This window comes from Massilia niabensis, from assembly GCF_042655085.1.
Lineage (GTDB): Bacteria > Pseudomonadota > Gammaproteobacteria > Burkholderiales > Burkholderiaceae_D > Telluria > Telluria niabensis.
Map to the genome: position 1 here is coordinate 480,784 of NZ_JBHSMU010000015.1, position 23,689 is coordinate 504,472.

General features: G+C 65.4%; 15 protein-coding genes. 9 read left to right on the forward strand and 6 right to left on the reverse strand.

Features of this window, described 5'->3' with window-relative positions; all coding sequences use genetic code 11:
* The first annotated feature begins 57 nt into the window (after window positions 1–57).
* From ACFPN5_RS16615 to ACFPN5_RS16625, 3 genes are all read left to right on the forward strand, one after another.
* A complete protein-coding gene (locus ACFPN5_RS16615; protein WP_379784882.1) occupies window positions 58–1,332 on the forward strand; it encodes an amidohydrolase family protein in 1,275 nt (424 codons plus the stop codon).
* Window positions 1,333–1,393: 61 nt separating this feature from the next.
* The gene (locus tag ACFPN5_RS16620) at window positions 1,394–1,918 is read left to right on the forward strand and encodes a GNAT family N-acetyltransferase (RefSeq protein ID WP_379784883.1); all 525 of its coding nucleotides are present in this window, start codon (window positions 1,394–1,396) and stop codon (window positions 1,916–1,918) included.
* A 112-nt stretch (window positions 1,919–2,030) separates the two neighbouring features.
* A complete protein-coding gene (locus ACFPN5_RS16625; RefSeq protein WP_379784884.1) occupies window positions 2,031–3,005 on the forward strand; it encodes a diacylglycerol/lipid kinase family protein in 975 nt (324 codons plus the stop codon).
* 35 nt (window positions 3,006–3,040) lie between these two features.
* Here ACFPN5_RS16625 and ACFPN5_RS16630 read toward each other — a convergent pair whose 3' ends face one another.
* The 3 genes from ACFPN5_RS16630 to ACFPN5_RS16640 all read right to left on the reverse strand — a co-directional run bounded on the left by ACFPN5_RS16630 (window position 3,041) and on the right by ACFPN5_RS16640 (window position 8,819).
* On the reverse strand, window positions 3,041–6,004 hold the full coding sequence (locus ACFPN5_RS16630; protein ID WP_379784885.1) for an alpha-L-rhamnosidase-related protein: 2,964 nt from the start codon (window positions 6,002–6,004) through the stop codon (window positions 3,041–3,043).
* A complete protein-coding gene (locus ACFPN5_RS16635) occupies window positions 6,004–7,845 on the reverse strand; it encodes a glycoside hydrolase family 13 protein (RefSeq protein WP_379784886.1) in 1,842 nt (613 codons plus the stop codon). Before ACFPN5_RS16635 ends, ACFPN5_RS16630 begins: the two co-directional genes overlap by 1 nt.
* Window positions 7,846–8,024: 179 nt before the next feature.
* Window positions 8,025–8,819 (reverse strand): hypothetical protein, encoded by a 795-nt coding sequence (locus tag ACFPN5_RS16640; RefSeq protein WP_379784887.1) that lies wholly within the window; start codon window positions 8,817–8,819, stop codon window positions 8,025–8,027.
* Window positions 8,820–9,271: 452 nt separating this feature from the next.
* On the opposite strand from ACFPN5_RS16640, the gene ACFPN5_RS16645 reads away from it, so the two are divergent.
* From ACFPN5_RS16645 to ACFPN5_RS16655, 3 genes are all read left to right on the forward strand, one after another.
* Window positions 9,272–12,190, forward strand: coding sequence for a TonB-dependent receptor (locus tag ACFPN5_RS16645; RefSeq protein ID WP_379784888.1), 2,919 nt, complete (start codon window positions 9,272–9,274; stop codon window positions 12,188–12,190).
* Between the two features lie 96 nt (window positions 12,191–12,286).
* On the forward strand, window positions 12,287–13,798 hold the full coding sequence (locus ACFPN5_RS16650) for a tryptophan halogenase family protein (RefSeq protein WP_379784889.1): 1,512 nt from the start codon (window positions 12,287–12,289) through the stop codon (window positions 13,796–13,798).
* Between the two features lie 144 nt (window positions 13,799–13,942).
* Window positions 13,943–15,793: a DEAD/DEAH box helicase gene (locus ACFPN5_RS16655; protein WP_379784890.1), complete on the forward strand. Its 1,851-nt coding sequence runs from the start codon at window positions 13,943–13,945 to the stop codon at window positions 15,791–15,793.
* A gap of 119 nt (window positions 15,794–15,912) precedes the next feature.
* On the opposite strand, the gene ACFPN5_RS16660 is transcribed toward ACFPN5_RS16655, so the two are convergent.
* The gene (locus tag ACFPN5_RS16660; protein WP_379784891.1) at window positions 15,913–16,764 is read right to left on the reverse strand and encodes an alpha/beta hydrolase; all 852 of its coding nucleotides are present in this window, start codon (window positions 16,762–16,764) and stop codon (window positions 15,913–15,915) included.
* A gap of 16 nt (window positions 16,765–16,780) precedes the next feature.
* Entirely contained in the window at window positions 16,781–18,082 is a 1,302-nt protein-coding gene (locus ACFPN5_RS16665) for an MFS transporter (protein WP_379784892.1), read from the reverse strand.
* Window positions 18,083–18,363: 281 nt separating this feature from the next.
* On the opposite strand from ACFPN5_RS16665, the gene ACFPN5_RS16670 reads away from it, so the two are divergent.
* From ACFPN5_RS16670 to ACFPN5_RS16680, 3 genes are all read left to right on the forward strand, one after another.
* On the forward strand, window positions 18,364–19,704 hold the full coding sequence (locus tag ACFPN5_RS16670) for an MFS transporter (protein ID WP_379784893.1): 1,341 nt from the start codon (window positions 18,364–18,366) through the stop codon (window positions 19,702–19,704).
* A gap of 90 nt (window positions 19,705–19,794) precedes the next feature.
* Entirely contained in the window at window positions 19,795–21,435 is a 1,641-nt protein-coding gene (locus tag ACFPN5_RS16675) for an alpha-D-glucose phosphate-specific phosphoglucomutase (protein ID WP_379784894.1), read from the forward strand.
* A gap of 29 nt (window positions 21,436–21,464) precedes the next feature.
* Window positions 21,465–23,129 (forward strand): alpha-amylase family glycosyl hydrolase, encoded by a 1,665-nt coding sequence (locus ACFPN5_RS16680; protein WP_379784895.1) that lies wholly within the window; start codon window positions 21,465–21,467, stop codon window positions 23,127–23,129.
* A gap of 61 nt (window positions 23,130–23,190) precedes the next feature.
* Here ACFPN5_RS16680 and ACFPN5_RS16685 read toward each other — a convergent pair whose 3' ends face one another.
* A complete protein-coding gene (locus ACFPN5_RS16685; protein WP_379784897.1) occupies window positions 23,191–23,688 on the reverse strand; it encodes an AAC(3)-I family aminoglycoside N-acetyltransferase in 498 nt (165 codons plus the stop codon).
* Window position 23,689 lies beyond the last annotated feature (1 nt).

Below are 23,689 nucleotides of genomic sequence, written 5' to 3' on the forward strand. Positions count from 1 at the left end.
ATGTCCGGCATTTTTGCGCGAACTCGCTACAATTAAACGCTCTGAACAGGAGCGTCCATGGATCTCGTCATTCGCAATGCCACGCTGGCCGACGGCCGCCACAACATCGACATCGGCGTCGAGGGCGAGCGCATTATTGCTGTCGAAACGGGGCTGACGGCCCGTGGCGCGCGCGAAATCGATGCCGGCGGCGACTTGGTCACGCCGCCGTTTGTGGACGCCCATTTCCACATGGATGCAACCCTCAGCTATGGCTTGCCGCGCGTGAACGAGTCCGGCACCTTGCTGGAAGGCATCGCGCTGTGGGGCGAGCTGAAACCGCAGTTGGCGCAGGAGGCGCTGATCGAACGGGCGTTGCATTATTGCGACTGGGCAGTCGCGCGCGGCCTGCTGGCGATCCGGACCCACGTCGATATTTGCGACGACCGCCTGCTCGCGGTCGAGGCATTGCTCGAGGTGCGGCGCCGGGTGGCGCCTTTTATCGACCTGCAACTGGTCGCCTTTCCCCAGGACGGCCTGCTGCGCAGCCCGGGCGCCTTCGACAACCTGAAGCGCGCCATCGCGATGGGCGTGGACGTGGTCGGCGGTATCCCGCACTTCGAACGCACGATGGCGCAGGGCGCGGAGTCGGTGCGCCTGCTGTGCGAATTCGCGGCCGAACAGGGCCTGCGCGTCGACATGCATTGCGACGAGACCGACGACCCGATGTCGCGCCACATCGAAACGCTGGCCTACGAGACCTGGCGCACGGGCCTGCAGGGCAGGGTGGCCGGCTCGCACCTGACCTCGATGCATTCGATGGACAATTACTACGTCAGCAAGCTGATTCCCCTAATGCGCGAGTCCGGCGTCGCCGCGATCGCCAATCCGCTGATTAATATTACGCTGCAGGGCCGCGCCGATACCTATCCGAAGCGGCGCGGCATGACCCGCGTGCCCGAGCTGATGGCTGCCGGCATTGACGTCGCCTTCGGCCATGACTGCGTGATGGATCCCTGGTACGGGCTCGGTTCCGGCGACATGCTGGAAGTTGCGCACATGGGCCTGCACGTGGCCCAGATGACGGGGCAGGAGGCCATGCGCCAGTGCTTCCTGGCGATTACCGAGACGCCGGCGCGCATCCTCGGGCTGGAAGGCTATGGCATCGCCCCCGGCTGCCATGCCGATTTCGTGCTGCTCGATGCCTCTGGCCCGGTCGAGGCGATCCGCCTGCGCGCGGCCCGGCGCGCCGTGGTGCGGCGCGGCACGATCGTCGCCGAAGCACCGCGTGCGGTATCTGCGCTGCACCTGCCGGGGCGGCCGGACGCGACCGATTTTCGAATCAGGCGTTGACGCCGGCGTCGCCGGTGCTAGAATCGCCAGCCTATGTAGTATTGATAAAATCACCGACCCAGTGAAAGACATCCAGATCCGCCCCGCCACCAGCGCCGATTTCGACGCCATGTGGACCATCTTCACCGCCCACATCGCCAGCGGCGAAAGCTATCCGTTCGAGCCGGAAGCCTCGCGCGAAGCGGCGCAGGCCTACTGGTTTGCGCCCGGCGTGACCAGCTGCGTCTCGGTGCTGGGCGAACGCGTGCTGGGCATGTACCGCATCATGCCGAACCAGATCGGGCGCGGCCGCCATGTCGCCAACGCCTCGTTCATGGTCAGCCCCACCGCCCAGGGCGTCGGCGTGGGCCGCCTGCTGGGCGAGCATTGCATCGAAGAAGCACGGCGCCAGGGCTACCTGGCCATGCAGTTTAACTACATCGTCAGCACGAATACCGCCGCCGTCATGCTCTGGAAGAAGCTGGGCTTCTCGATCGTCGGCACCCTCCCCAAGGCGTTCCGCCACAAGCGCCTCGGTTATGTCGATGCCTACGTCATGTACCAGCTGCTGCAGGACCCCGACCATTGGCCGACGGCTGACGCATAGGCGGGCTTGAGCGTAGGGTAGGCACCCTCGTCCTGCCGTGCTACGGCGCTGCCCTTCCAGTGGTAGGATGGTGTTGCCAGAGCGATCACCCTTTGAAAGCAACCCCAGCGCGATGCCAATTACCGAACCAGGTCCGAACGCGGCGTTTTACGTCGTCCTGAACGCCGGTTCCGGGCACTCCGAAACCGAGCTGCGCTGCTCGACCATCCGCGACGTGCTGAAAGAGGCCGGGCGCACCTGCCATCTCGAGATCGTGGACGACCCCGAGCAACTGTGCGACATTGCGCGCCGCATGGCGCGCCAGGCAAAGGAAGCCGGCGGCGTGCTGGTAGCCGCCGGCGGCGACGGCACCATCAATACGGTGGCGCACCAGGCCGTGCTGCAGGGCTGCCTGTTCGGCGTGCTGCCGCAAGGGACCTTCAATTATTTCGGCCGCACCCACGGCATTCCCGAAGACCTGGCCGAGGCCGTGCGCGCGCTCGTGAGTTCGCGCATAACGCCGGTGCAGGTCGGGGTGGTCAACGACCGCATCTTCCTCGTCAACGCCAGCGTCGGCCTGTATCCCGAGCTGCTCGAAGCGCGCGAGAACGACAAGCGCCAGTATGGCCGCAGCCGCATCGTGGCCATCCTGTCGGCGCTCAAGACGGCGCTCGGACGCCACCGCCCGCTGCGCATCACGCTCGAGACCGAAGGCATCGTGCGCAAGCTCCGTACCGCCACGCTTTTCGTCGGCAACAACCGGCTGCAGATGGAACAGGTGGGCATGGCGCCCCTGACCGCGGCAGTCGAGGAGGGCGAGCTGGCCGCCATTGCCCCGCGCAGGGTCGGCAAGCTCGGCATGCTCGGACTGATGGTACGGGGCGCCCTGGGGCGCCTGGGCGACGCGGACAACGTGCTGGCGTTCTCGTTCAAGCGCCTGGTCGTGCGCCACGCGCGCCTGTCGCCGCGCCGCACCATCAAGGTCGCCACCGACGGCGAAGTCACGCGCATGACGATGCCGCTCGAGTTCCGCGTGCTGGAGGGGCGCCTGGCGCTGCTCAAACCGCCCGAAGCGGCACAGGATTCGCGCGACGCGTCCGCGGCTTGACCCTACGCCGCTGAGGCGCTCCGAAAGTTCTCCATTCAGTTCACCCGCAGCAGGCGCACACCATGGATGTCGAACCGGTTCGACGGTCCGCTTGCGCCACCCGCGGCGCTGAACGTGGCGTTCGCCTCCAGGTAGCTCATGTTGTAGAAGTCGCTCATGCGGATGCGGTAGGCGCCCCCTTGCAGGTGCGCGGCCAGTGGCGTCGACAGGGCAGGGGCGTTACCAGGCTTGGTATGCGGCAGCTGCACCACACCCTGCGCTACTGTGCGTCCGGACGCATCGAGCACCATCAGCCATTTCACGCCGCCGCTCACGCCCAGGTTGATCGCATTGGCCGTGTTCCGGTAGCGCACCTGGAGCCGGTAGTCGCCCGCCGCCGCGATGCGCACGTCGCGCACCTCGAAGCGGTCCGATGGACGGCCCCAGCCGGCCAGGTGGGGCGTGCCGGATTGGGCGCCGCCAGTGGTGACCTTCAGGTTCGAGGACACCCGTGCATCGTTGGCCGCAATCTCGTGCGCCGGCCCGGCGCAGTGCGGCGCGCTGTGGTGGCTGCGGTTGCCGGAGGCCGTGAACTGCGCCTCGACGGTGTAGCAGGCGTTTGGTTTGATGTCGCGGTCGACCCAGGCGCCGGCGGGCAGGTTCAGTGCCACCGGCTGGCCGTCGCGGTACACATGGTAGACAACGCCGCTTGCGGCGCCGTTGCCCCCAGCGCCGTTGCCGCCGGCGTCGATCTGCAGCCGCACCCGGCCCGCGGCGTCGCGCTCGATGCGTTTGACGACCGGTTCGCGCGGACCAAACACCACGGGCGATTCGCTGTACGGATCGGCGTTCACGCGGCGAATCGCGGTCTCGCCAGGCACGGGTGCGCCAAGCCCGATCTCGATCACGTCGCCGTCCTTCAGTTGCGCCCAGGGGATTGTCGACCGCATCGTCGACTGCACCGGCGCGCCGTTGAGCAGCACGCGCTCGACCCCGTGGTGGCCCTGCACCGTGCTCGCTGGTGGCAGCAGCAGGCGTACGCTGAGGCGCTGGCCGCGCAGGCGCAGGTTGTGCAGCGTCGCCTGTCCGCTGCCGGCGAAGGTCTCGCGCCGTAGTTTGGTCGTGACGAAGGGCCGCAGGGCGATGCCCTCATCCGTGGCGCTGACGCCGAACACGTTCTCGATCACCATGCCGAGGTAGGCGCCGACGGACCACAGCTGGCGCCGCGAGTTGATGACCGGGCCGATCAGCGAGGGATTTTTTTCGTCGAGCAGGAGCGGCTGGCCGGACAGCCATTCCAGGTTTTCCATGTTCGACATGTTCAGGGCCGCGCCGCGCATCAGGGAGTCATAAGCCGCGTCGGCAACGGCCACGTTGCCGATCAAGGCGGCAGCTTTCAATCCATAGCCGGTCACGAAGGGCCACATGGCGCGGTTGTGATACACCGGCACGCCCGGCTGCTGTGGCCAGATGACCGGCGCGCCCATCGGTCCGTGCGGGTAGCGGGCGAGGATGCTGCGTGCCTGCGCGCTGTCCGCGATGCCGGTGACGATCGCCAGCGCCTGCCCCAGCCAGTCGAAGCGGTGCATTGGAGCACCAACCAGGTGGCCGGCGGTCAGGCTGCTGTACATGCCGGCCTCCTTCATCCACAGGCGCGCATTGATCGCCTTTTTCAGGTCCAGCGCCCAGGCGCCGTAGCGCGCGGCACGCGCGGTGTCGCCCGCCTCACGCGCCAGCCGGGCCGTGAAGGTGAGCGCCTTGTAATGGGCGACGTTGGTCGACACCGCCTTCGCGCTCGCCATCGAGGCCAGGTCGTCCGGGATCCAGGCCGCGTAGCTCTGGTCGCGCCAGTCGAGGAAGGATTGCTCGCCGCTATACAGGCCATCCTTGAGGCCATCTTTCGCATCGAAAGCGGCGATGCGGTCGTTCTCGATCGTGTTGGTCAGCGCCGTCAGGGCACGCTTGGCGAACGGCGCCCGTTCGGCAGGGGGCAGGTGGCGCAGGGTTTCCTCGGCCGCGAAGGCCCAGGTCACGCGGTCGGTGCTGACCGGCCAGCTGCCGCCGCTGCCGGTGTCCTGCACGACCTGCAGGCCGTCTGGCGTGCCCGCGACCTGCGCAGCCTTCGGCACTTCCTTCCTGTAGCCGGAGAGCTTGAAGTCGAGCGAATTGCGCACGCGGCCCGGATCGAGCAGGGCCAGGCCCAGGTCGGCCGCATACGACAGGTCGCGCGTCCAGACGTAGTGCCATTTTTCGCCGGTCTCGAAGCAGTCGCAGGGGATGGCGGCGCCGCCCTTGTAGTTGCCATCGCGGATCTGGCTGACCGCATCCTGGCGCATCTCGCTGCCGGCCAGCGCGAACAGCGCATCGAAGGCCATGTTGCCGCTGCGGGTGTAGGGCAGGTCCGGGCTTTCCGCGTAACTGGCGTGCTGGGGCACCGGGTCGCGCAGCGCCATCGTCGTCGAATGGGTATAGCTGCGCAGCTGCGCCTCGGGCTCCTTCAGCGAAAAGCGTGCGGTCTCGACCTTGCCGTCGTGGGTGGCATAGGTGAGCGTGGCCGCGCGCGCATGGCCCGCGTGCGGGTCCGGAGTGAAGGCCGAACCTGGGCCGCTCTTGCGATCAGGCAGGCGCGCGACGCGCAGCACGGGTGCCGATGGTTTGCTGGCATCGAGCGTGAAGCGGTAGGTGCCGGTGGTGCGCACCAACAGCGTCGCCTCCGGGCCGGCGCTGGTCGCGAGCGGGATGGCGGTATCCGGTTTGACGGCTGTGCCGGCGCCTGGGACCCCGCCTGGAACCCATTCATGCTTCCAATCCCGGCTGCCGACCTTGAAGCCGTGGTTGCCGGGGCTGACCAGGATCTCGGCTTCGTAGATGCCTTTGCCCTTGTGGCGCAAGGCGTTCTCCGTGCCCCAGCCGTTGAAGCCGCCGCGCACGAACAAGGCGTCGCGCACCGGGCCGGGATCGGCCGCGACGGCCGCGCTGGAAACGAGGAGGGCAGGCAGCAGCCAGTGCGATGGATTCATCAGGCCCCCGGCAGTTCGATGACGACGGTCGCCTTTGGCGCCAGGCGCAGCTCGCGCGTCAGGTCCACTGTTTTCCCGGTCAGGAAGTCGACGCCGGACGGCGTCCCTTTGAGCATTTCCTGGAAGCGGGCCGTGGGCAGCGCCATCTCCTTCGCGTTGTTGTTCATCGCGACCATGACGCGCTTGTTGTCGTCGTAGCGGAAATAAACCCAGGTGTTGTTCTCCGGGCCGAAGTGCATCAGCTTGCCCGTGTGGATGACCGGCTGGCCGCGGCGCCAGGTGCCCAGCTTGCGCACCAGTTCCTGCGCGGCGCGCTGCTGGGCGCTGAGGCCTTTGCCGGTGAAGGCATTCACCTTGTCGCCCGCCCAGCCGCCGGGGAAGTCGATGCGGTAGCTGCCGTCGTCGCGCTCCTTCGTCGGGCTGGTCATCAGGATTTCGTCGCCCGTGTAGAACTGGGGGATGCGCGGCATCGTCATCAGGAACACCAGGTTCATGCGGTAGCGGTCGAAGTCTGCGCCGGCGACGCTGAACATGCGCGCCATGTCGTGGTTGCCCCCGAAGAGGACCAGGTTGTTCGGTTCCGGGTACAGGTAGTCGAGCGAGAGCGTTTCGTACACATTGGTGAAACCCTTGCCGGAAGCGGAGAGCGCGCTGCGCATGGCCTCCACCAGCGGGAAGTCCATCAGGCTCGGCAGCGAGGACGTGTAGCCGTCGAAGTTGACCTTGCCGCGCTGCCAGCGCGCCACCACCGGCGGCAGCGAACTCCATTCCTCGCCCACCATGTTCAGGCGCGGGTATTCGTCCATCAGGCGTTTCGTGTACTGGGTGAGGAAGGCGCCGTCCGAATAGCCGTAGGTGTCGATGCGCAGGCCCGACAGGCCGGCGTACTCGATCCACCAGATGTTGTTCTGGATGAGGTAATTCGCCACCAGCGGGTTGGTCTGGTTCAGGTCGGGCATGGTCTCGACGAACCAGCCGGCGGTGAAGTTGCGGCTGTCCACCTTGGCGGCGTACTTGTCCTGCACCGCGACGCGATGGTGCTGGGTCGGCACGAACTTGCCGCCGAAGTTGATCCAGTCCGGGGTCGGCATGTCCTTCATCCACCAGTGCTCCCTGCCGATGTGCGACAGCACCACGTCCTGGATCAGGCCGATGCCGCGCTTCTTCGCTTCGCGTGACAGGCGCACGAAGTCCTCGTTGCTGCCGTAGCGCGGATCGATCTTGTAGTGATTGGTAGCGGCATAGCCGTGGTACGACCAGGCCGGCATGTCGTTCTCGACCAGGGGCGTGGGCCACAGCTGGGTGAAGCCGAGGCCGGCGATGTAGTCGAGCCGTTGGACGACACCCTCGATGTCGCCGCCGTGGCGCCCGCCATAGGCTTTGCGGTCAGCCTTGTCCGCCATGTTGGCAAGGCTGTCGTTCGACGGGTCGCCGTTGGCGAAGCGGTCGGGCATGATCTGGTAGATCGCATCGGCGCTGGTGAAGCCCTGCCGGTTGGCCGAACCCGTTTCGCGTGCGCGCAATTCATACGGGTGGCGCTGGGTGCCGTCCGCACCCGTGAACACGATATCGAACTTGCCCGGCCTGGCGTCCGGGCCGATCTCGAGGTCGACGAACAGGTAGTTCGCGTTCGGCACGCGGGTGCTCGCGACCACGCGCACGCCGGGATACTCGATGCGTGGCTCCAGCTTGCCGATGCCGGCGCCATGCACCATCAGCTGCAGACCCTTGTGCTGCATACCGGTCCACCAGAAGGGCGGTTCGAGGTGCTCGATCGGGGCAGCCAGGGCGGCGGACAGGCAGGCGGTGGTGAGGACAAGCGTGGCGACAGGTCGTTTCATGATGGCTCGGCAGTAGAGAATGGGCGGAGACAGGAATTCAGGTCGCACCGTAGTTTCACTACACCGACGCTTGCACTTACTGCGGCGTGGTGCTGGGGAGCCTCTTCCTGCTTAGGAAAGAATACTACACCACCACGTCGGGGGCAACGCATTCGCAAAGGCTGCCCCTGGCCCGGGACTTATGGCCGCCGCTCGAGCACCACCTCGGCGCTGAACGTGACCTGCGCGCCCGATGCCGTTATCAGCGCCCCTTCGAACGTATGGATGCCGTTCGCGCCTGCCTTGACCAGCACCTGGCCTGCGCTGATCGCCAGGCTGCCCTGGCCGGCAACGCCGGTAAAGGCGGGCGACTGTAATTCGACCCAGGTCGAGCCGGCAGGGTTGCGCAGGAAGCCAGTGCGGTCGCGGACCGTGAACTCGCCGGCGGCGAGCGCCTGGAAGCCCAGCCGGAGCTGGACGTGGCTTCCCATGTAGGGAGCGCTGATCAGGACCGTCCGCACGATGGTTTGCTCGCCGTTGCCGGTTTGCTGGGGCTGGCCGGAGATCCCTGCGCACACGTCCTGGTTTGCCTGCAGCGTGGTCAGCGCCGTTCCGCCCAATGCGAGGCGGCCGGAGTCGAACCGGGGAGCGGGCGAGAATCGCCGCAGCAGCGCATAAGCGGCCGCGCGATGGGGAATGGTCATGGTGCCTTCGCCCGCGGGCTGCCAGGTGTATTCCTGCCCATCGCCCTGGACCAGCTTGCCGCCATTGCTGCCGGGGATGAGGCGCAGGGCCGTCGTGGAGCGGTCGCAAGTCGTCACCAGGATGTCCTGGCCCGTTTGCACGACGATGAGCGGGTTGACGTAAGTCTGCTGCAGGACGACTTCCCGTTCGTACCAGAGTCCCTGCAGGCTGGCGGCGTCGTGCGCCGTATTGTCGCCACCGCCGCAACCGGCAAGCAGGAGCAGGGCGCTGGTGCCGAGGATCGCTTTCATGTGCATCTGCTTCTCCATATGTATTGTTGAGCCCCGCAAGGGCTGGCGCATTCTACTGAAAATAGTTGGCTGAATTGTCATCTTTTGTCACGGCCGACGAGCCAGCCTCCGGGCCTCCTGGCCGGACTGGGCAGCGCCATCGGACGCCATCCGTGCGCGCACCCGGACGGAGCGCGGGCGCACCAAGTTGGTGCAAAGCAAGCAAGTTGTAGTACAACTACACGCATGCATACGCTCTTCTGTAGCTCAAATACAACGGCAAACGCGCTCACTCTATATAACAGCGCTACCTTCGTTAAATTAGCGTAGTTGCAAGAGACGCCCGTTGACAGTGCATCTAGTTTTAGTACAGAATTCTTGCTTGAACGTCTAAAAAAGCCGTTAAAACCAATCCCGTGTCGTGGCTCTGCAGCTGTCTTCGGGAAACCATGTTGTTTTATCTGAGGGGACAAATGAAATTCTTCGCCAACAAGCGCGCTGCGAACACGGCAACCCGTGCTTTCCAGCTGAGCCCGGTAGCAGCCGGCTGCGCCATCTTCCTGACTGCATTTGCCGGCAGCGCCTACGCGCAGCAGGCGACCGACACCACTGCCACGCCGGCCCCGACGGTCCAGACCGCCGATACGACCGCGGACACCACCAATAACACGCCGAACTCGGCCGTGACGACTGGCCAGGACGCCACCGTCAGCACCACCGCGACCCCGGTCCAGACCGTGCGCGTGACGGGCATCCGCCGCGGTATCGAAGCGGCGATCTCGATCAAGAAAAATTCCAGCTCGATCGTCGAAGCCATCTCGGCCGAAGACATCGGCAAGCTGCCGGACCAGAGCGTCGCCGATTCGATCTCGCGCCTGCCAGGCGTGTCGGCCCAGCGTGGCCGCAGCTCGGGCAAGTCCGCCGACATCTCGGTGCGCGGCCTGGCGCCAAGCTTCAACGGCACCCTGCTCAATGGCCGCGAAATGGCCTCGACCGGCAACGCCCGTTCGCCTGAGTTCGATCTGTTCCCGGCCGAACTGATGGGTTCCGTCGTCATCTACAAGACCCCGGACGCGAGCGTCATCGGCCAGGGCCTGGCCGCGACCATCGACCTGCGCACCGTGCAGCCGCTGGACTTCGGCAAGCGCACCGTCGCTGTCAGTTACAAGAAGAGCCGCCTCGGCGTCAAGCAGCGCGACGGCCTGCCGGAAGGCGACGGCGATCGCGCCACGCTGTCCTACATCGACCAGTTCGCGAACCGCACCATCGGTGTCGCCATCGGCCTGACCCGCTACGAAGAACTCGGCGGCGGCCAGTCGAAGTTCAATTCGTGGGGCGTCGCGGACGAGGTGTTCGTCCCTGGCGTGAAAGATAAAGTCAAACTCAAGGTGCCGAACGGCTTCGGTTACGACACCGAGCAGAACCTGCATAACCGCGACGGCGCCTTCGCCGCGTTCCAGTTCCGTCCAAACAAGAACTTCAAGTCGACCGTCGACCTGTTCTACTCGGCGGGCGAAACCGGCCTGAAGAAAACCGGTTTCGAAGCAGGCGTCGCCGGCAATGCCGGCGGCAAATACGAGCTGGATCACGTGCTGAGCAAGTCTACGGTAACCAATGGCGTCGCCACCAGCGGCACGATCAGCAACTGGAAGGGCGTCGTCCGTAACCACTACGAAGGCGCGGAAGACGACCTGAAGAGCGTCGGCTGGAGTAACGAACTGAAGATCGGCGGCTGGACCACGGGCGCCGACCTGACCTGGTCGAAGGCCACCAAGCTCGGTTCGCGTTACGAAACCACCGCCGGCACGCTGCCGAACCAGCAGGACACGCTCTCGTACACGGGCTTCAACGGCGCCAACGTCACCGAGGTGAAGTACACCCCGGGCCTGAACTACGCCGATCGCAGCGTCGCCGTCCTGACCGACACCATGGGCTGGTCCGGCGGCGCGTCCTCGCCTCAGGCCGGCTACCTCGGCCAGCCGTATGTCGAGGACGAAGTCAAGGCGATCCGCCTCTCCGCCAAGACGGGCGTCGAGTGGGGGCCAGTGGTTGCCACGACCTACGGCCTGAACTTCACCGCGCGCGACAAGTCGCGTGCCGGCCAGGACGGTCGCCTGATGATCATCGGCGGTAATCCGGCTGGTTCCGCCACCGTGCCGGGCAGCGGTGTGGCGCAGGCTGGCGCCTCGGGCTTCAATGTGGTGAGCTGGGATCCGCGCGGCTCGCTGGGATCGGTCTACGAACTGGCCCCGAAGGTCGACGCCGACATCCTCAACAAGTTCTGGGACGTGCAGGAACGCATCTCGACCGCCTATGTCATGGGCGACCTGGATGGCGAACTGTTCGGCCTGCCGTACCGCGGTAACGTCGGCGTGCAGGCTGTGCACACCGACCAGACCGGTAACGGCTACAAGGTCGACAGCGGCAATTGCAAGGGCAATACCCCGACAAGCTGCCCTGGTCAACGTGTCACCGGTGGCGACAAGTACTGGGATGTCCTGCCAAGCCTGAACATGTCGTTCGACCTGGGCAACGATCAGTTCCTGCGCGTGGGTGCCGCCAAGGTCGTGTCGCGCGCCAACCTGGACGACCTGCGCGCCGGTTCGAATGTCACGCTGGGTAATAATGCAGGTAAAAGCGTCCTGACAAGCACCTCGGGTACGCCAGACCTGAAGCCATTCCGCGCCAAGTCGCTTGACCTGTCGTACGAAAAATACTTCGGCAACAAGGGTTATGTGAGCGCCGCCGCTTTCTACAAGAAGCTCGACACCTACATCTTCCGCACGGCCCGCGACTTCGACTTCGCCGGCTTCATCACGCCGGAGACGAACCTGCCGGCGGGCGGCTCGACGATGGGCCGCTTCACCCAGCCGCAGAATGGCAGCGGCGGTAACATCCGTGGTTTCGAGCTGGCGGCGAACCTGCCGTTCTCGATGGTGTCGCCTTACCTGGACGGCTTCGGCATGCTGGTCAACCACTCGGACACGAAGAGCAGCATCGAATTGCCGCGTGAAGGCTTCGCGAACGTGACCGGCAGCGCGGCGACCATCCCGCTGCCTGGCCTGTCGCGCAAGGTCACCAACCTGCGCCTGTACTACGAGAAGCATGGCTTCCAGATTGCCGCCGCGGCGCGCAAGCGTTCGAGCTTCCTGGGCCAGGTGTCGGACTTCCAGGACAATGCGCAGCTGACCTTCATCAAGGGCGAGACCATCGTCGACCTGCAGGCCTCGTATGAGATCCAGCGCGGCTGGCTGAAGGGCGTGAGCCTGTTCGCCCAGGCACAGAACTGGAACAATGCACCGTTCCTGGAGTTCACCGAGGACGAAAATAACCCGAGCAACCGCGTCGACTATGGCCGTACCTACCACTTCGGCGCCAGCTACAAGTTCTAATCATTTGAGCTGAAGCTGAACTGCGGTAAAGTAACGACCCCTGCCGGGCTTGCGCCTGACAGGGGTCGTTTTTTTGACCCCCGGGCGAATACACATATGCAGAACGAACCACTCAAGGACATCGTCATCGTCGGCGGCGGCACCGCCGGCTGGATGACGGCCGCCGCACTCTCGACCATCCTCAACGGCCGCTACAACATCCGCCTCGTCGAGTCGGACGAGATCGGCATCGTCGGCGTGGGCGAGGCCACCATCCCGATGATCCAGCGCTTCAACCGCGTGCTCGGCATCGACGAAGCCGAATTCATGCGCGCGACCCAGGGCAGCTTCAAGCTCGGCGTCGAGTTCGTGAACTGGGGCAAGCTGGGCGAGCGCTACACGCACGGCTTCGGACGCATCGGCCAGGACCTGGCCACGGTGCCGTTCGAGCAGTACTGGCAAAAGATGCGCCGCCTCGGCAAGGCCGCGCCGCTGGAAGAGTATTCGATCACGCGCATGGCGGCGAAAGCCGGCAAGTTCATGCCGCCGCGCCACGACGTGCCGAATTCGCCGCTGCGCGACATCGCCTACGCCTACCATTTCGACGCCAGCCTGTATGCGCGCTTCCTGCGCAAGCTCGCCGAGTCGCGCGGCGCGATCCGCATCGAGGGCAAAATCCTGCGCGCCACCCAGCGCGCGGGCGACGGCTACATCGATGCGGTCGAGCTGGAGAACGGCACCCGCGTCAGCGGCGAGCTGTTCATCGACTGCTCGGGCTTCCGCGGCCTGCTGATCGAGCAGACCCTGCAAACCGGGTACGAGGACTGGAGCGGCTGGCTGCCGGCCGACCGCGCGCTCGCCGTGCCATGCGAATCGGTGGCGGCGATGACGCCGTTCACCCGCGCCACCGCGCACAAGTCGGGCTGGCAGTGGCGCATCCCGCTGCAGCACCGCACCGGCAACGGCCACGTCTACTGCAGCCGTTACATCAGCGACGACGAGGCGGCGAGCACCCTGCTGGCCAACCTGGACGGCAAGGCGCTGGCGGACCCGCGCCTGATCAAGTTCCAGACCGGCATGCGCAAGCAGGCCTGGAACCGCAACGTGGTGGCCATCGGCCTGGCCGGCGGCTTCCTCGAACCGATCGAATCGACCAGCATCCACCTGATCCAGTCGGCGCTCCAGCGGCTGATCGACTACTTCCCGGACAGCGGCTTCGACGAGGTAGAGCGCAACGAGTTCAACCGCCAGTCGCGCTTCGAGTACGAGCGCATCCGCGACTTCATCGTGCTGCACTACCACCTGAACCAGCGTACCGATTCCGAATACTGGCTGGCCTGCGCCAACATGGCCATCCCGGAGACGCTGCGCCAGAAGATGGACCTGTACCGCGCGCGCGGGAAGGTGGTCCGGGTCGACAACGAACTGTTTTCGGAAGTCGGCTGGACCCAGGTGTTCGAAGGGCAGAACATGCCGGTCGAGGGTTATCACCCGCTGGTGGACGCGCAGTCCGAGGCCGACATCGTCGAGTACCTCGACAGCGTGCGCGGGGTGATCGCCAAGTGCGTGGCCGTGATGCCGTCGCACGAGGAGTACATCGCGCGCCACTGCGCGGCGCGCAAAATCTAGACCTGAACTTTCCTGCAAGCAGCCTCATGTGCTTGGCGCATGGGGCTGCTTTTCTTTTGTTAGCCCCCATTTTTCAAATTGTGCCCGCCCGTTCCCGACGAGGGAGTAAACTGGCGGTTTAGTATCGTTATCCGAAAGTCATCCATGTCAGACACCCCCATCCCATCGTTTTCCGACCTGAACCTCCCTGCGCCCATCCTCAAGGCGCTCAAGGACGTCGGCTACGAAGCACCGTCGCCGATCCAGGCCGCCACCATTCCCCTGCTGATGGAAGGACGCGACGTGCTGGGACAGGCGCAGACCGGTACCGGCAAGACCGCCGCATTCGCGCTGCCGGTGCTGTCGCGCATCGACACCAAGCAGACCGCGCCGCAGGCGCTGGTGCTGGCGCCGACGCGCGAGCTGGCGATCCAGGTCGCTGAAGCCTTCCAGACCTACGCCACGCACATGAAGAACTTCGCCGTGCTGCCGATCTACGGCGGCCAGAGCTACGGCCCGCAGCTGCAGGCCCTGCGCCGCGGCGTGCAGGTCATCGTCGGCACTCCGGGCCGCGTGATCGACCACATGCAAAAAGGCTCGCTCGACCTGTCGCAGCTGAAAACGCTGGTCCTCGACGAAGCCGACGAAATGCTGCGCATGGGCTTCATCGACGACGTCGAGCAGATCCTGCAGCAGATCCCGAACGAGCGCCAGATCGCGCTGTTCTCGGCCACCATGCCGCCGGCGATCAAGCGCATCGCCAAAACTTACCTGCGCGATCCTGCCGAAGTAACGGTGGCCGCGAAAACCGGCACCGCCGACAACATCACCCAGCGCTACTGGCTGGTGTCGGGCATGCAGAAGCTGGAGGCGCTGACCCGCATCCTGGAAGCCGAGCCCTTCGACGGCATGATCATCTTCGCTCGCACCAAGCTCGGCACCGAAGAGCTGGCAAGCAAGCTGCAGGCACGTGGCTTCGCGGCCGCCGCCATCAATGGCGACATCGCCCAGGTGCAGCGCGAGCGCACCATCGAGCAGCTGAAGAACGGCAAGATCGACATCCTGGTTGCCACCGACGTCGCCGCCCGCGGCCTCGACGTCGAGCGCATCAGCCACGTCATCAACTACGACGTGCCGTCGGACCCGGAAAGCTACACCCACCGCATCGGCCGCACCGGCCGCGCGGGCCGCAGCGGCGACGCGATCCTGTTCATCACGCCGCGCGAGCGCAACCTCCTGAAAGCCATCGAGCGCGCCACGCGCCAGCCGGTTTCGCAGCTGACGCTGCCGACCATCAAGGCCGTCAACGACGTGCGCATCGCCAAGTTCAAGGAGCAGATCACCGAAACGCTGGCCGCCGGCGGCCTGGACCAGTTCCGCTCGCTGATCGAGGAGTATGAGCAGGAGCAGAACGTGCCGGCGGTCGACATCGCCGCCGCGCTGGCAAAGCTGGGCCGCGGCGAAGTGCCGCTGCTGCTGGAAAAGCCGGACCGCGAGCCGAAGGCGGCGACCTGGGAAGATCGCCCGGCGCGCACCGACTTCGTCGAACGCCTGCCGCGCCCCTCGCGCGAGGATGCCAGCAGTTGGGAAGACCGCGCCCCGCGTGCGCCACGTGAAGCAGGTTTCAAGAAGGAGCGCGTGATGCGCGCACCGGAAGACGGCATGGCGACCTTCCGCATCGAAGTGGGCCACACGAACGGCGTCAAGCCGGGCAACATCGTCGGTGCGATCGCCAACGAGGCCAACATCGACTCGAAGGTGATCGGCCGCATCGAGATCTATGACGACTACAGCACGCTCGACCTGCCGGCCGACCTGCCGAAGGACCTGCTCGACCACCTGAAGACGGTATGGGTGGCTGGCCAGCAGCTCAACATCACGCGCGACGGCGAAACGCCGCCGCCGAAGAAGGCGGGCGCCCCGAAGAAATCCTTCGGCGCCGAGCGTGGCGCGATGGGCAAGCCGGGGTACAAGTCGGACAAGCCGTCGTACACCAAGAAGCCGCGTACGACTTGATATGCGTAGGGTGGACGGCTTTGCCGTCCACGCGTTCAACCGGCGGTCAAAATAACCCGACTGTTCCAAGGTAAGACCGCGTGGGCTCAAGAGCCTACGCCGGCCGCGCCCCCCCTACGTTACTGCGCAAACATCCACAACAGCGCCTCGCGCAACTCCGCGCTCCAGAACCCCTCGTTGTGCCCGGCCCCGGGCACGATCTTCAGAACCGTACCCGCCTCGGGGTGTCCGCCCTGGCGCACGACACCCGCCATGCGCTGCGCGTCCGGCACCTGGGAGTCGCCTTCCTTCTCGCCCACCAGCAGGTAGACCCTCGCATCCTTCGGCAGCGGGTGCTGCGCCATGAAGTCGAACGAAGGCGCAGCCGTCCAGTAGGCGGGCGAAAACACGCCGGCCTTGCTGAATACCTGCGGATACTGGGCGATCGCATAATGCGAGGCCAGGCCGCCCATCGAGCTGCCCATGATGGCCGTGTGGGCGCGGCCGGGCAGGGTGCGGTAGCTGCTGTCGATGAGCGGCTTGACGGTCTTGACAATGAAGTCCGTGTATTGCCGTCCCTCGGCCGCGCCGAAGCGGGCGCTGTCCCAGGCGCTCAGCTCCGTGATGCGCTTGTCGGCGCCGTTGTCGATGCCGACCACGATCAGCTCCAGCCTGCCTTCGCGCGACAGGGCGTCGAGCGTTTCGTCGGCCTTCCATTCGCCGGCAAAGGCGGTGGCGTCGTCGAACAGGTTCTGGGCGTCGTGCATGTACAGCACCGGGTAGCGCTTGCTCGACGTGGCATAGCCAGGGGGCAGGTAGAGGCGCACCTGGCGCTTGCGGTTCAGGCCGGGCATGTCGAGTTCGGGGAGCAGGCGCACGCCGGGCAGGGCGGTCGAGGCCTTGGGCGGTGCCGGGATGTTGTCTGCGGCCAGCGCGGGCGCGGACAGCACCGTCGCGAGAGCAAGCGGGAAGAGGGTGCGGATCGATGGCATGGCCATTTCTCCCGCCTCAGTGCGAAGCGGCCAATGCGGGCGCAGGCGACGCGACTGCCTTGTCCTCGCGCACGAGCAGCCACAGCACACTCGACACCGCCAGGCAGCCGCCGCAAATCATGAACAGCACGCTTTTATCGAGCGCGTCTTTCAAAACATAGCCGACCACGGTGGTAGCCAGCTGCGGCAGCACCACCGACAGGTTGAACAGCCCCATGAAATACCCCATGCGGCGCTTGTCTACCTTTTCGCTCATGATGGCAAATGGCAGGCTGACCACCGCCGCCCAGCCAATGCCGACCAACGCCATCAGGACGTACAGCATGCCTGGGGTGCGCGCGAACAGGGCAATGGCGAAATAAGCCAGCGCCATGATGCCGATGCAGGTCGCTTGGGTGCGCACGCGCCCGATGCGCGCGGCGACGGGCGCGAGCACCAGCGCCGGCAGCAGGAAGCCGACCACGTTCATGGTCGCGAACGAGATGGCGATCACATGGCCCGACTGCGCCGCCGCTTGTTCGGTTGTCGCGCCGGGCGTGACCACATGCTGCTGGATGAAGGAGATGATGTAGACGAACATCGACTGCACGCCGAACCAGGTGAAGGCGTGCGCGCTCCACAGGCGCCATAGCTGGCCCCAGTCGGACCGGTCCGCCGCTGCGGTGGTCGCGGCCACCGGCTCGGCTGCCTGCTTCGACGGAGTCAGTTCGCGCGGCTCGTCGATCAGGAACACCGGCAGCACGGAGAAGGCCAGCACGATGATCACGCCCACGGAAATGAGCGCATAGTTGTCGATGAAGGCGCCGATCAGGTAAGCCATCACGCCCCAGAAGCCGGAAATCGTCTGCATCCAGGTATAGCCGCGCGTGCGCGCGTCGCCGTCGGGCGTGACGTCCGCGATCAGCGAGCGGGTCGGGTTGAAGCTGATGTTGATCGATAAATCGAGCGTCAGGGCGATGATCACCGCCACCACCAGCAGGTTGCCGATGCCGAGCAGATCCGCGACGAGCTCGATGCGAGGCAGCAGGAACACCGAGAGGGCCGCCAGCACGCCGCCGATCAGGATGAAGGGCCGCCGGCGGCCGCCCCAGAACCAGGTCTTGTCGCTGATGAAACCGATGATCACTTGGCCAAGGATGCCGGCGAGCGGTCCCGCCGCCCAGACGATGCCGATCTCGTGGATGTCGAGCTTGTATTTGGTGCTCAGCAGCCAGCTGAGCGCGGAAATCTGGATGCATAGCGCGAAGCCCATTGCCGTCGCGGGCAGGCTGGTCAACGCGTAAAAGGGTTTGCTCAGCCGGCGCTGCATGTCGAGCATGATGTCTCCGTATAGTTTGTGTTATTTGACTACAAATGCCGTTCAAGCAATTGTATGCGTCGTGATTCTACCCTGTCCGTCTCCGATTGACACCCGGAAAACCCCATGTTATTTTGCTACAAATTCATCCTGCAACAGCCCGTCCTCATGGCCTTTCGGACGGGGACGCTCCCCCAGCCACTTTCCCGGTCCTGCGCTCGCAAGCAGGGTCGATAGCGGCACGTGGCGCGTTCGCCACACATACAGAGTCCGGTATGAATCCGGGCCGATTGGGGACAACAATGGAAGTACAAGCCAAAGCCGACATGCACACCAGGGCGCATAAACCGCGCCTGTCGTTCTGGCAGCTGTGGAACATGAGTTTCGGCTTCTTCGGCATCCAGTTCGGCTTTGCGCTGCAAAACGCCAACACCAGCCGTATCTTTTCGACCCTCGGCGCCAACCCGGACGACCTGGCCCTGTTCTGGCTGGCCGCACCGGTCACGGGCTTGCTGGTGCAGCCGATCGTCGGCTACCTGAGCGACAACACCTGGCACCCGAAGTGGGGCCGTCGCCGTCCGTTCTTCTTCATCGGTGCGATCCTGGCCGCGATTGCGATGTTCCTGATGCCGAATTCCTCGGCGCTGTGGATGGCGGTCGCCGTGTTGTGGATGATGGATGCAGCCATCAACGTGTCGATGGAGCCGTTCCGCGCCTTCGTGGGCGACAAGCTCGATGTTTCGCAGCAGACCGCCGGCTACGCGATGCAGACCTTCTTCATCGGCTGCGGCGCGGTGATCGCGTCCCTGCTGCCGACGATCTTCACCAGCATGGGCGTGTCGAACGTGCCGGTCGACGGCAGCATCCCGGAAACCGTGCGTTATTCGTTCTACGCCGGCGCCCTGGTATTCATGCTGGCCGTGAGCTGGACCGTGTTCACCGCCGACGAACTGCCGCCGGCCGACCTCGCCGCTTTTGAGCGCGAGCGCAAGCATGCACGCAACCTGAAAGTGGCCTTCCTCGAAATCATGGGCGGCTTCGGCAAGATGCCGAAGACCATGGTGCAGCTCGCGTTCGTGCAGTTCTTCACCTGGATCGCGCTGTTCGCGATGTGGATCTACACCGGCAGCGCGATTGCCGATTCGGTCTACGGCACCCGCGACGCCCAGTCGGCCGCCTACCAGGACGCCGGCAACTGGGTCGGCATCATGTTCGCGGTGTACAGCGGCGTGTCGGCGCTGGCCGCCTTCATCCTGCCGGTGTTCGCCCGCGCCACCAGCCGCAAGGTGGTCCACGCGACCTGCCTGGCCATCGGCGGCGCCAGCCTGGCGAGCATCGCCCTGATCGACAGCAAAGAGATGCTGATGCTGCCGATGATCGGCGTCGGCATTGCATGGGCCAGTATTCTCACCATGCCGTACGCGATCCTCGCAGGTTCGCTGCCGGCCAGGCGCATGGGTTATTTCATGGGCCTGTTTAACTTCTTCGTCGTCATTCCGCAGATCGTCAGCGGCCTGCTGCTCGGCTTCGTCACCCGCGAATTCTTCAATGGCCACACGGTGCAGACCCTGGCCCTGGGCGGCGCCTGCATGGGCGTGGCTGCGCTGCTGACGCTGGCGGTGACGGACAAGGCGCGCGACTAAGGGCAGCCTTGCCCCTGCGCGCCAATGATGTTCGCTCCTGTCGTATAGTAACGTTTTATCAACAAACGAACGCATACTCAGGAGCGAAGCATGACGATTCAGACAGTGGCGACGAAGCCATTCGCCGGGCAACGCCCTGGCACCTCGGGCCTGCGCAAGAAGGTGACCGAATTCCAGCAACCGGGCTACCTCGAGAACTTCGTCGAAGCGATTTTCCAGACCCTCGGCGACCTGAGCGGGCGTACCCTGGTGCTCGGGGGCGACGGGCGCTTCTTCAACCGCAGCGCGATCCAGACCATCCTGCGCATGGCCGCCGCTCACGGCGTGGCGCGCATGCTGGTGGGCCGCGGCGGCATCCTGTCGACGCCTGCAGTGAGCTGCGTGATCCGCAAGCGGGCCGCTTTTGGGGGCATCGTGCTCTCGGCCAGCCATAACCCGGGCGGCCCGGACGGCGACTTCGGCATCAAGTACAACATCGACAACGGCGGCCCGGCCCCGGAAAAGATCACCGAAGCCATCTTCGCGAATACCCAAAGCGCCCAGGCGATGTCCAGCTACCGCATCAGCGACGCGCCGCCGGTGGACCTGGATACCATCGGCATGAGCACCCTGGAGCACATGCAGGTCGAAGTGATCGACCCGGTGGCAGACTACGCGGAACTGATGGGCCGCCTGTTCGACTTCGACGCAATCCGCGCCCTGTTCGCGCGCGGCTTTACGATGAAATTCGACGGCATGAGCGCCGTCTCCGGCCCCTACGCGAAGGCGATCCTCGAAGGCATGCTGGGGGCGCCGGCCGGCACGGTGATGAACGGCGAACCGCTGGAAGACTTCGGCGGCCACCATCCCGACCCGAACCCGGTCAACGCCGCAGAATTGATCGCACTGATGTCCGGGGCTGGCGCGCCCGACTTCGGTGCAGCATCGGACGGCGACGCCGACCGCAACATGATCGTCGGCCGCAGCATCGCGGTCACCCCCTCGGACAGCCTCGCCATCATCGCCGCCAATGCGACGCTCGCTCCCGGCTATGCCGGCGGCATCAAGGGCATCGCCCGCTCGATGCCGACCTCAGGAGCGGCTGACCGCGTCGCCAAGGCGCTCGACATTCCCTGCTTCGAGACCCCGACCGGCTGGAAATACTTCGGCAACCTGATGGACGCCGGCCTGGTCACGCTCTGCGGCGAGGAGAGCTATGGCACCGGTTCCGATCACGTGCGCGAGAAGGACGGGCTGTGGGCCGTGCTGTTCTGGCTGAACATGCTGGCTGCCACCGGCAAATCGGTCGAGCAGTTGGTCGGCGAGCACTGGGCGCGCTTCGGGCGCAACTATTATTCGCGCCACGACTACGAAGCCGTGGACGCCGCGGCCGCGGACACCATGATGGCCGCGCTGCGTGAAAAGCTGCCGACCCTCGCTGGCCAGGTGCTGGGCGAATTCCGCGTGGCGCAGGCCGACGATTTCGTCTACACCGATCCGGTCGACGGCTCGGTCGCTTCGCGCCAGGGCGTGCGCATCATCATGACCGATGGTTCGCGCATCGTGTTCCGTTTGTCCGGCACCGGCACCGAGGGCGCCACCGTCCGCGTCTACCTCGAACGCTACGAGGCCGATCCGGCGCGCCATGCGCAGGACACGCAACAGGCCTTGTCCGGCCTGGCGGCGATCGCCGACGATGTGTCCGGGCTGCGCCAGCGCACCGGTCGCCAGACGCCGAGCGTGGTCACCTGATTTTTCCAACCCCCTACTTACAGAACTCCATGAAACTGCCCGCACTTGCCGTCTCCCTGATGCTGAGCTTTGCGCCGGCCCACGCCGCCGCGCCCTGGAACGCTCCAGCCAAGCCCTTCGTGTGGGAGAACGCGACCGTCTACTTCCTGCTGACGGATCGCTTCAACAACGGCAACCCGGCCAACGACCTGGCCTACGGCCGGGCGAATGATGCGGCCAAGCTGCGCGGCTTCATGGGGGGTGACTTTGCCGGCATCACGGCCAGGATCAAGGAAGGGTATTTCACCGAGCTGGGCGTGACCGCGCTGTGGATCACGCCGCCCGTCGAGCAGATCCACGCCGCCACCGACGAAGGCACCGGCAAGAGCTATGGCTTCCACGGCTACTGGGCGCGCGACTTCACCGCCATCGACGCCAACCTCGGCACCGAGGAGGACTTCAAGACGCTGGTCGACACCGCGCACGCGCACGGCATCCGCGTGCTGCTGGACGTGGTGATGAACCACACGGGGCCCGTCACCGGGAGCGACCCGGTGTGGCCGGCGGACTGGGTGCGGACAGGCCCGACATGCACCTACAAGAACACGCGCACGACGATCGAGTGCACGCTGGTGAAGAACCTGCCGGACATCCTCACCGACAGCAATAAGGCCGTCGCGCTGCCGCCAATGCTGGTGGCCAAATGGAAGCGGGAAGGGCGCTACGAGCGCGAAGTGCAGGAACTCGACGCCTTCTTCAAGCGCACCGGCTACCCGCGCGCGCCGCGCTACTACCTGATGAAGTGGCACGCCGACTGGGTGCGCAAGTACGGCATCGACGGCTTCCGCGCCGACACGGTCAAGCATACCGAGCCTGGCCTGTGGAAGGACCTCAAAAAGGTGGCGAGCCAGGCCTTCGAGGACTGGAAGAAGGCCAATCCATCGAAGAAGCTGGGCGACCTGCCGTTTTATATGACGGCCGAAGTCTACGGCTACGAGATCAAGCACGGCCGTGCCTATGACCTCGGCGGCAAGACGGTCGACTACCCGGCGCAAGGCTTCGACAGCGTGATCAACTTCGCGATCAAGCGCGATGCCGTCGACAGCTATGAAAAGCTGTTCAGCGAATATTCGGTCGCCCTGCAGGGGCCGATGAAGGGATCGTCGGTCTTGAACTACCTGAGCTCCCATGATGACGGCGAGCCTTACGACGCGTCGCGCCAGCGCCCCTACGAGAGCGCCAACAAGCTGCTGCTGGCGCCGGGCGCCGCCCAGATCTACTACGGCGACGAGACCGCGCGCCTGCTGAACGTGAAGGGTGCGGAAGGCGACGCCAAGCTGCGCTCCTTCATGAACTGGGACGAACTGGCCTCGAACGCCCAGCGCGGCCTGAACCGCGTGCGCGACGTGCGCGAGCACTGGGCCAAGCTCGGCCTCTTCCGCCAGGCGCACCCGGCGGTGGGCGCCGGCGTGCACCGCATGATCCAGCACCATCCCTACGTTTTCAAGCGCACTTATGAAAAGGGCGATGTCGTCGACCGCGTCGTGGTCGCCCTCGACCTGCCGCAGGACAAGCCGACCGCCATACCCGTGACCGGCGTGTTCATGGACGGCCAGACCGTGCGCGACTGGTATTCGAATACGCGCGCGGTCGTCAAGGGCGGCAAGGTGCAGTTCGAGACGCGCAACAAGGTGGTGCTGATCGGGCAGGAGTGACACGTAGGGTGGGCGGCGTTACAGTCGCAGATGTTCACGCGCACGGGTGTAGCCGACCACCCTACGTCCCTGATGGCTCTGTCGCCTGCGTGACGGGAATATCGAAATGGAGCACGTCCTCGCGCACCCCGAGCTTGCTGTACAGCGCAATGGCGGGTTCATCCTCGGGCTGGGTATCGGCCTGCACGAAGATGACCCAGGCCCCGCGCGCGGCCGCGATTTCCTGGAGTGACCTGATCAGCGCAGTGGCGATGCCCCGTCGCCGATGCGTTGCCGCCACCGCCAGGTCGTAAATGTAGATCTCGCTGCGCTCCTGTTCGAACTTGCGCAGTTCATACGCACACAGGGCGCCGATCACGGCCGCGCCGTCGAACGCCGCCAGGGCGATGAAGCTGTCGCCACCGAGCAGCTTGCGCAAGTAGTCCGCGCCCGGCCGCTTCGATGTGTATGACACCGGATCGCCGAATGCCTCGGCAAAAAAGCTGAGCATCGCATCCATGAGACTGGCGTCAGTCGCCTGCAGTTGCCGGATGTTTTCTACGCCGTCGAGACCGTGCATG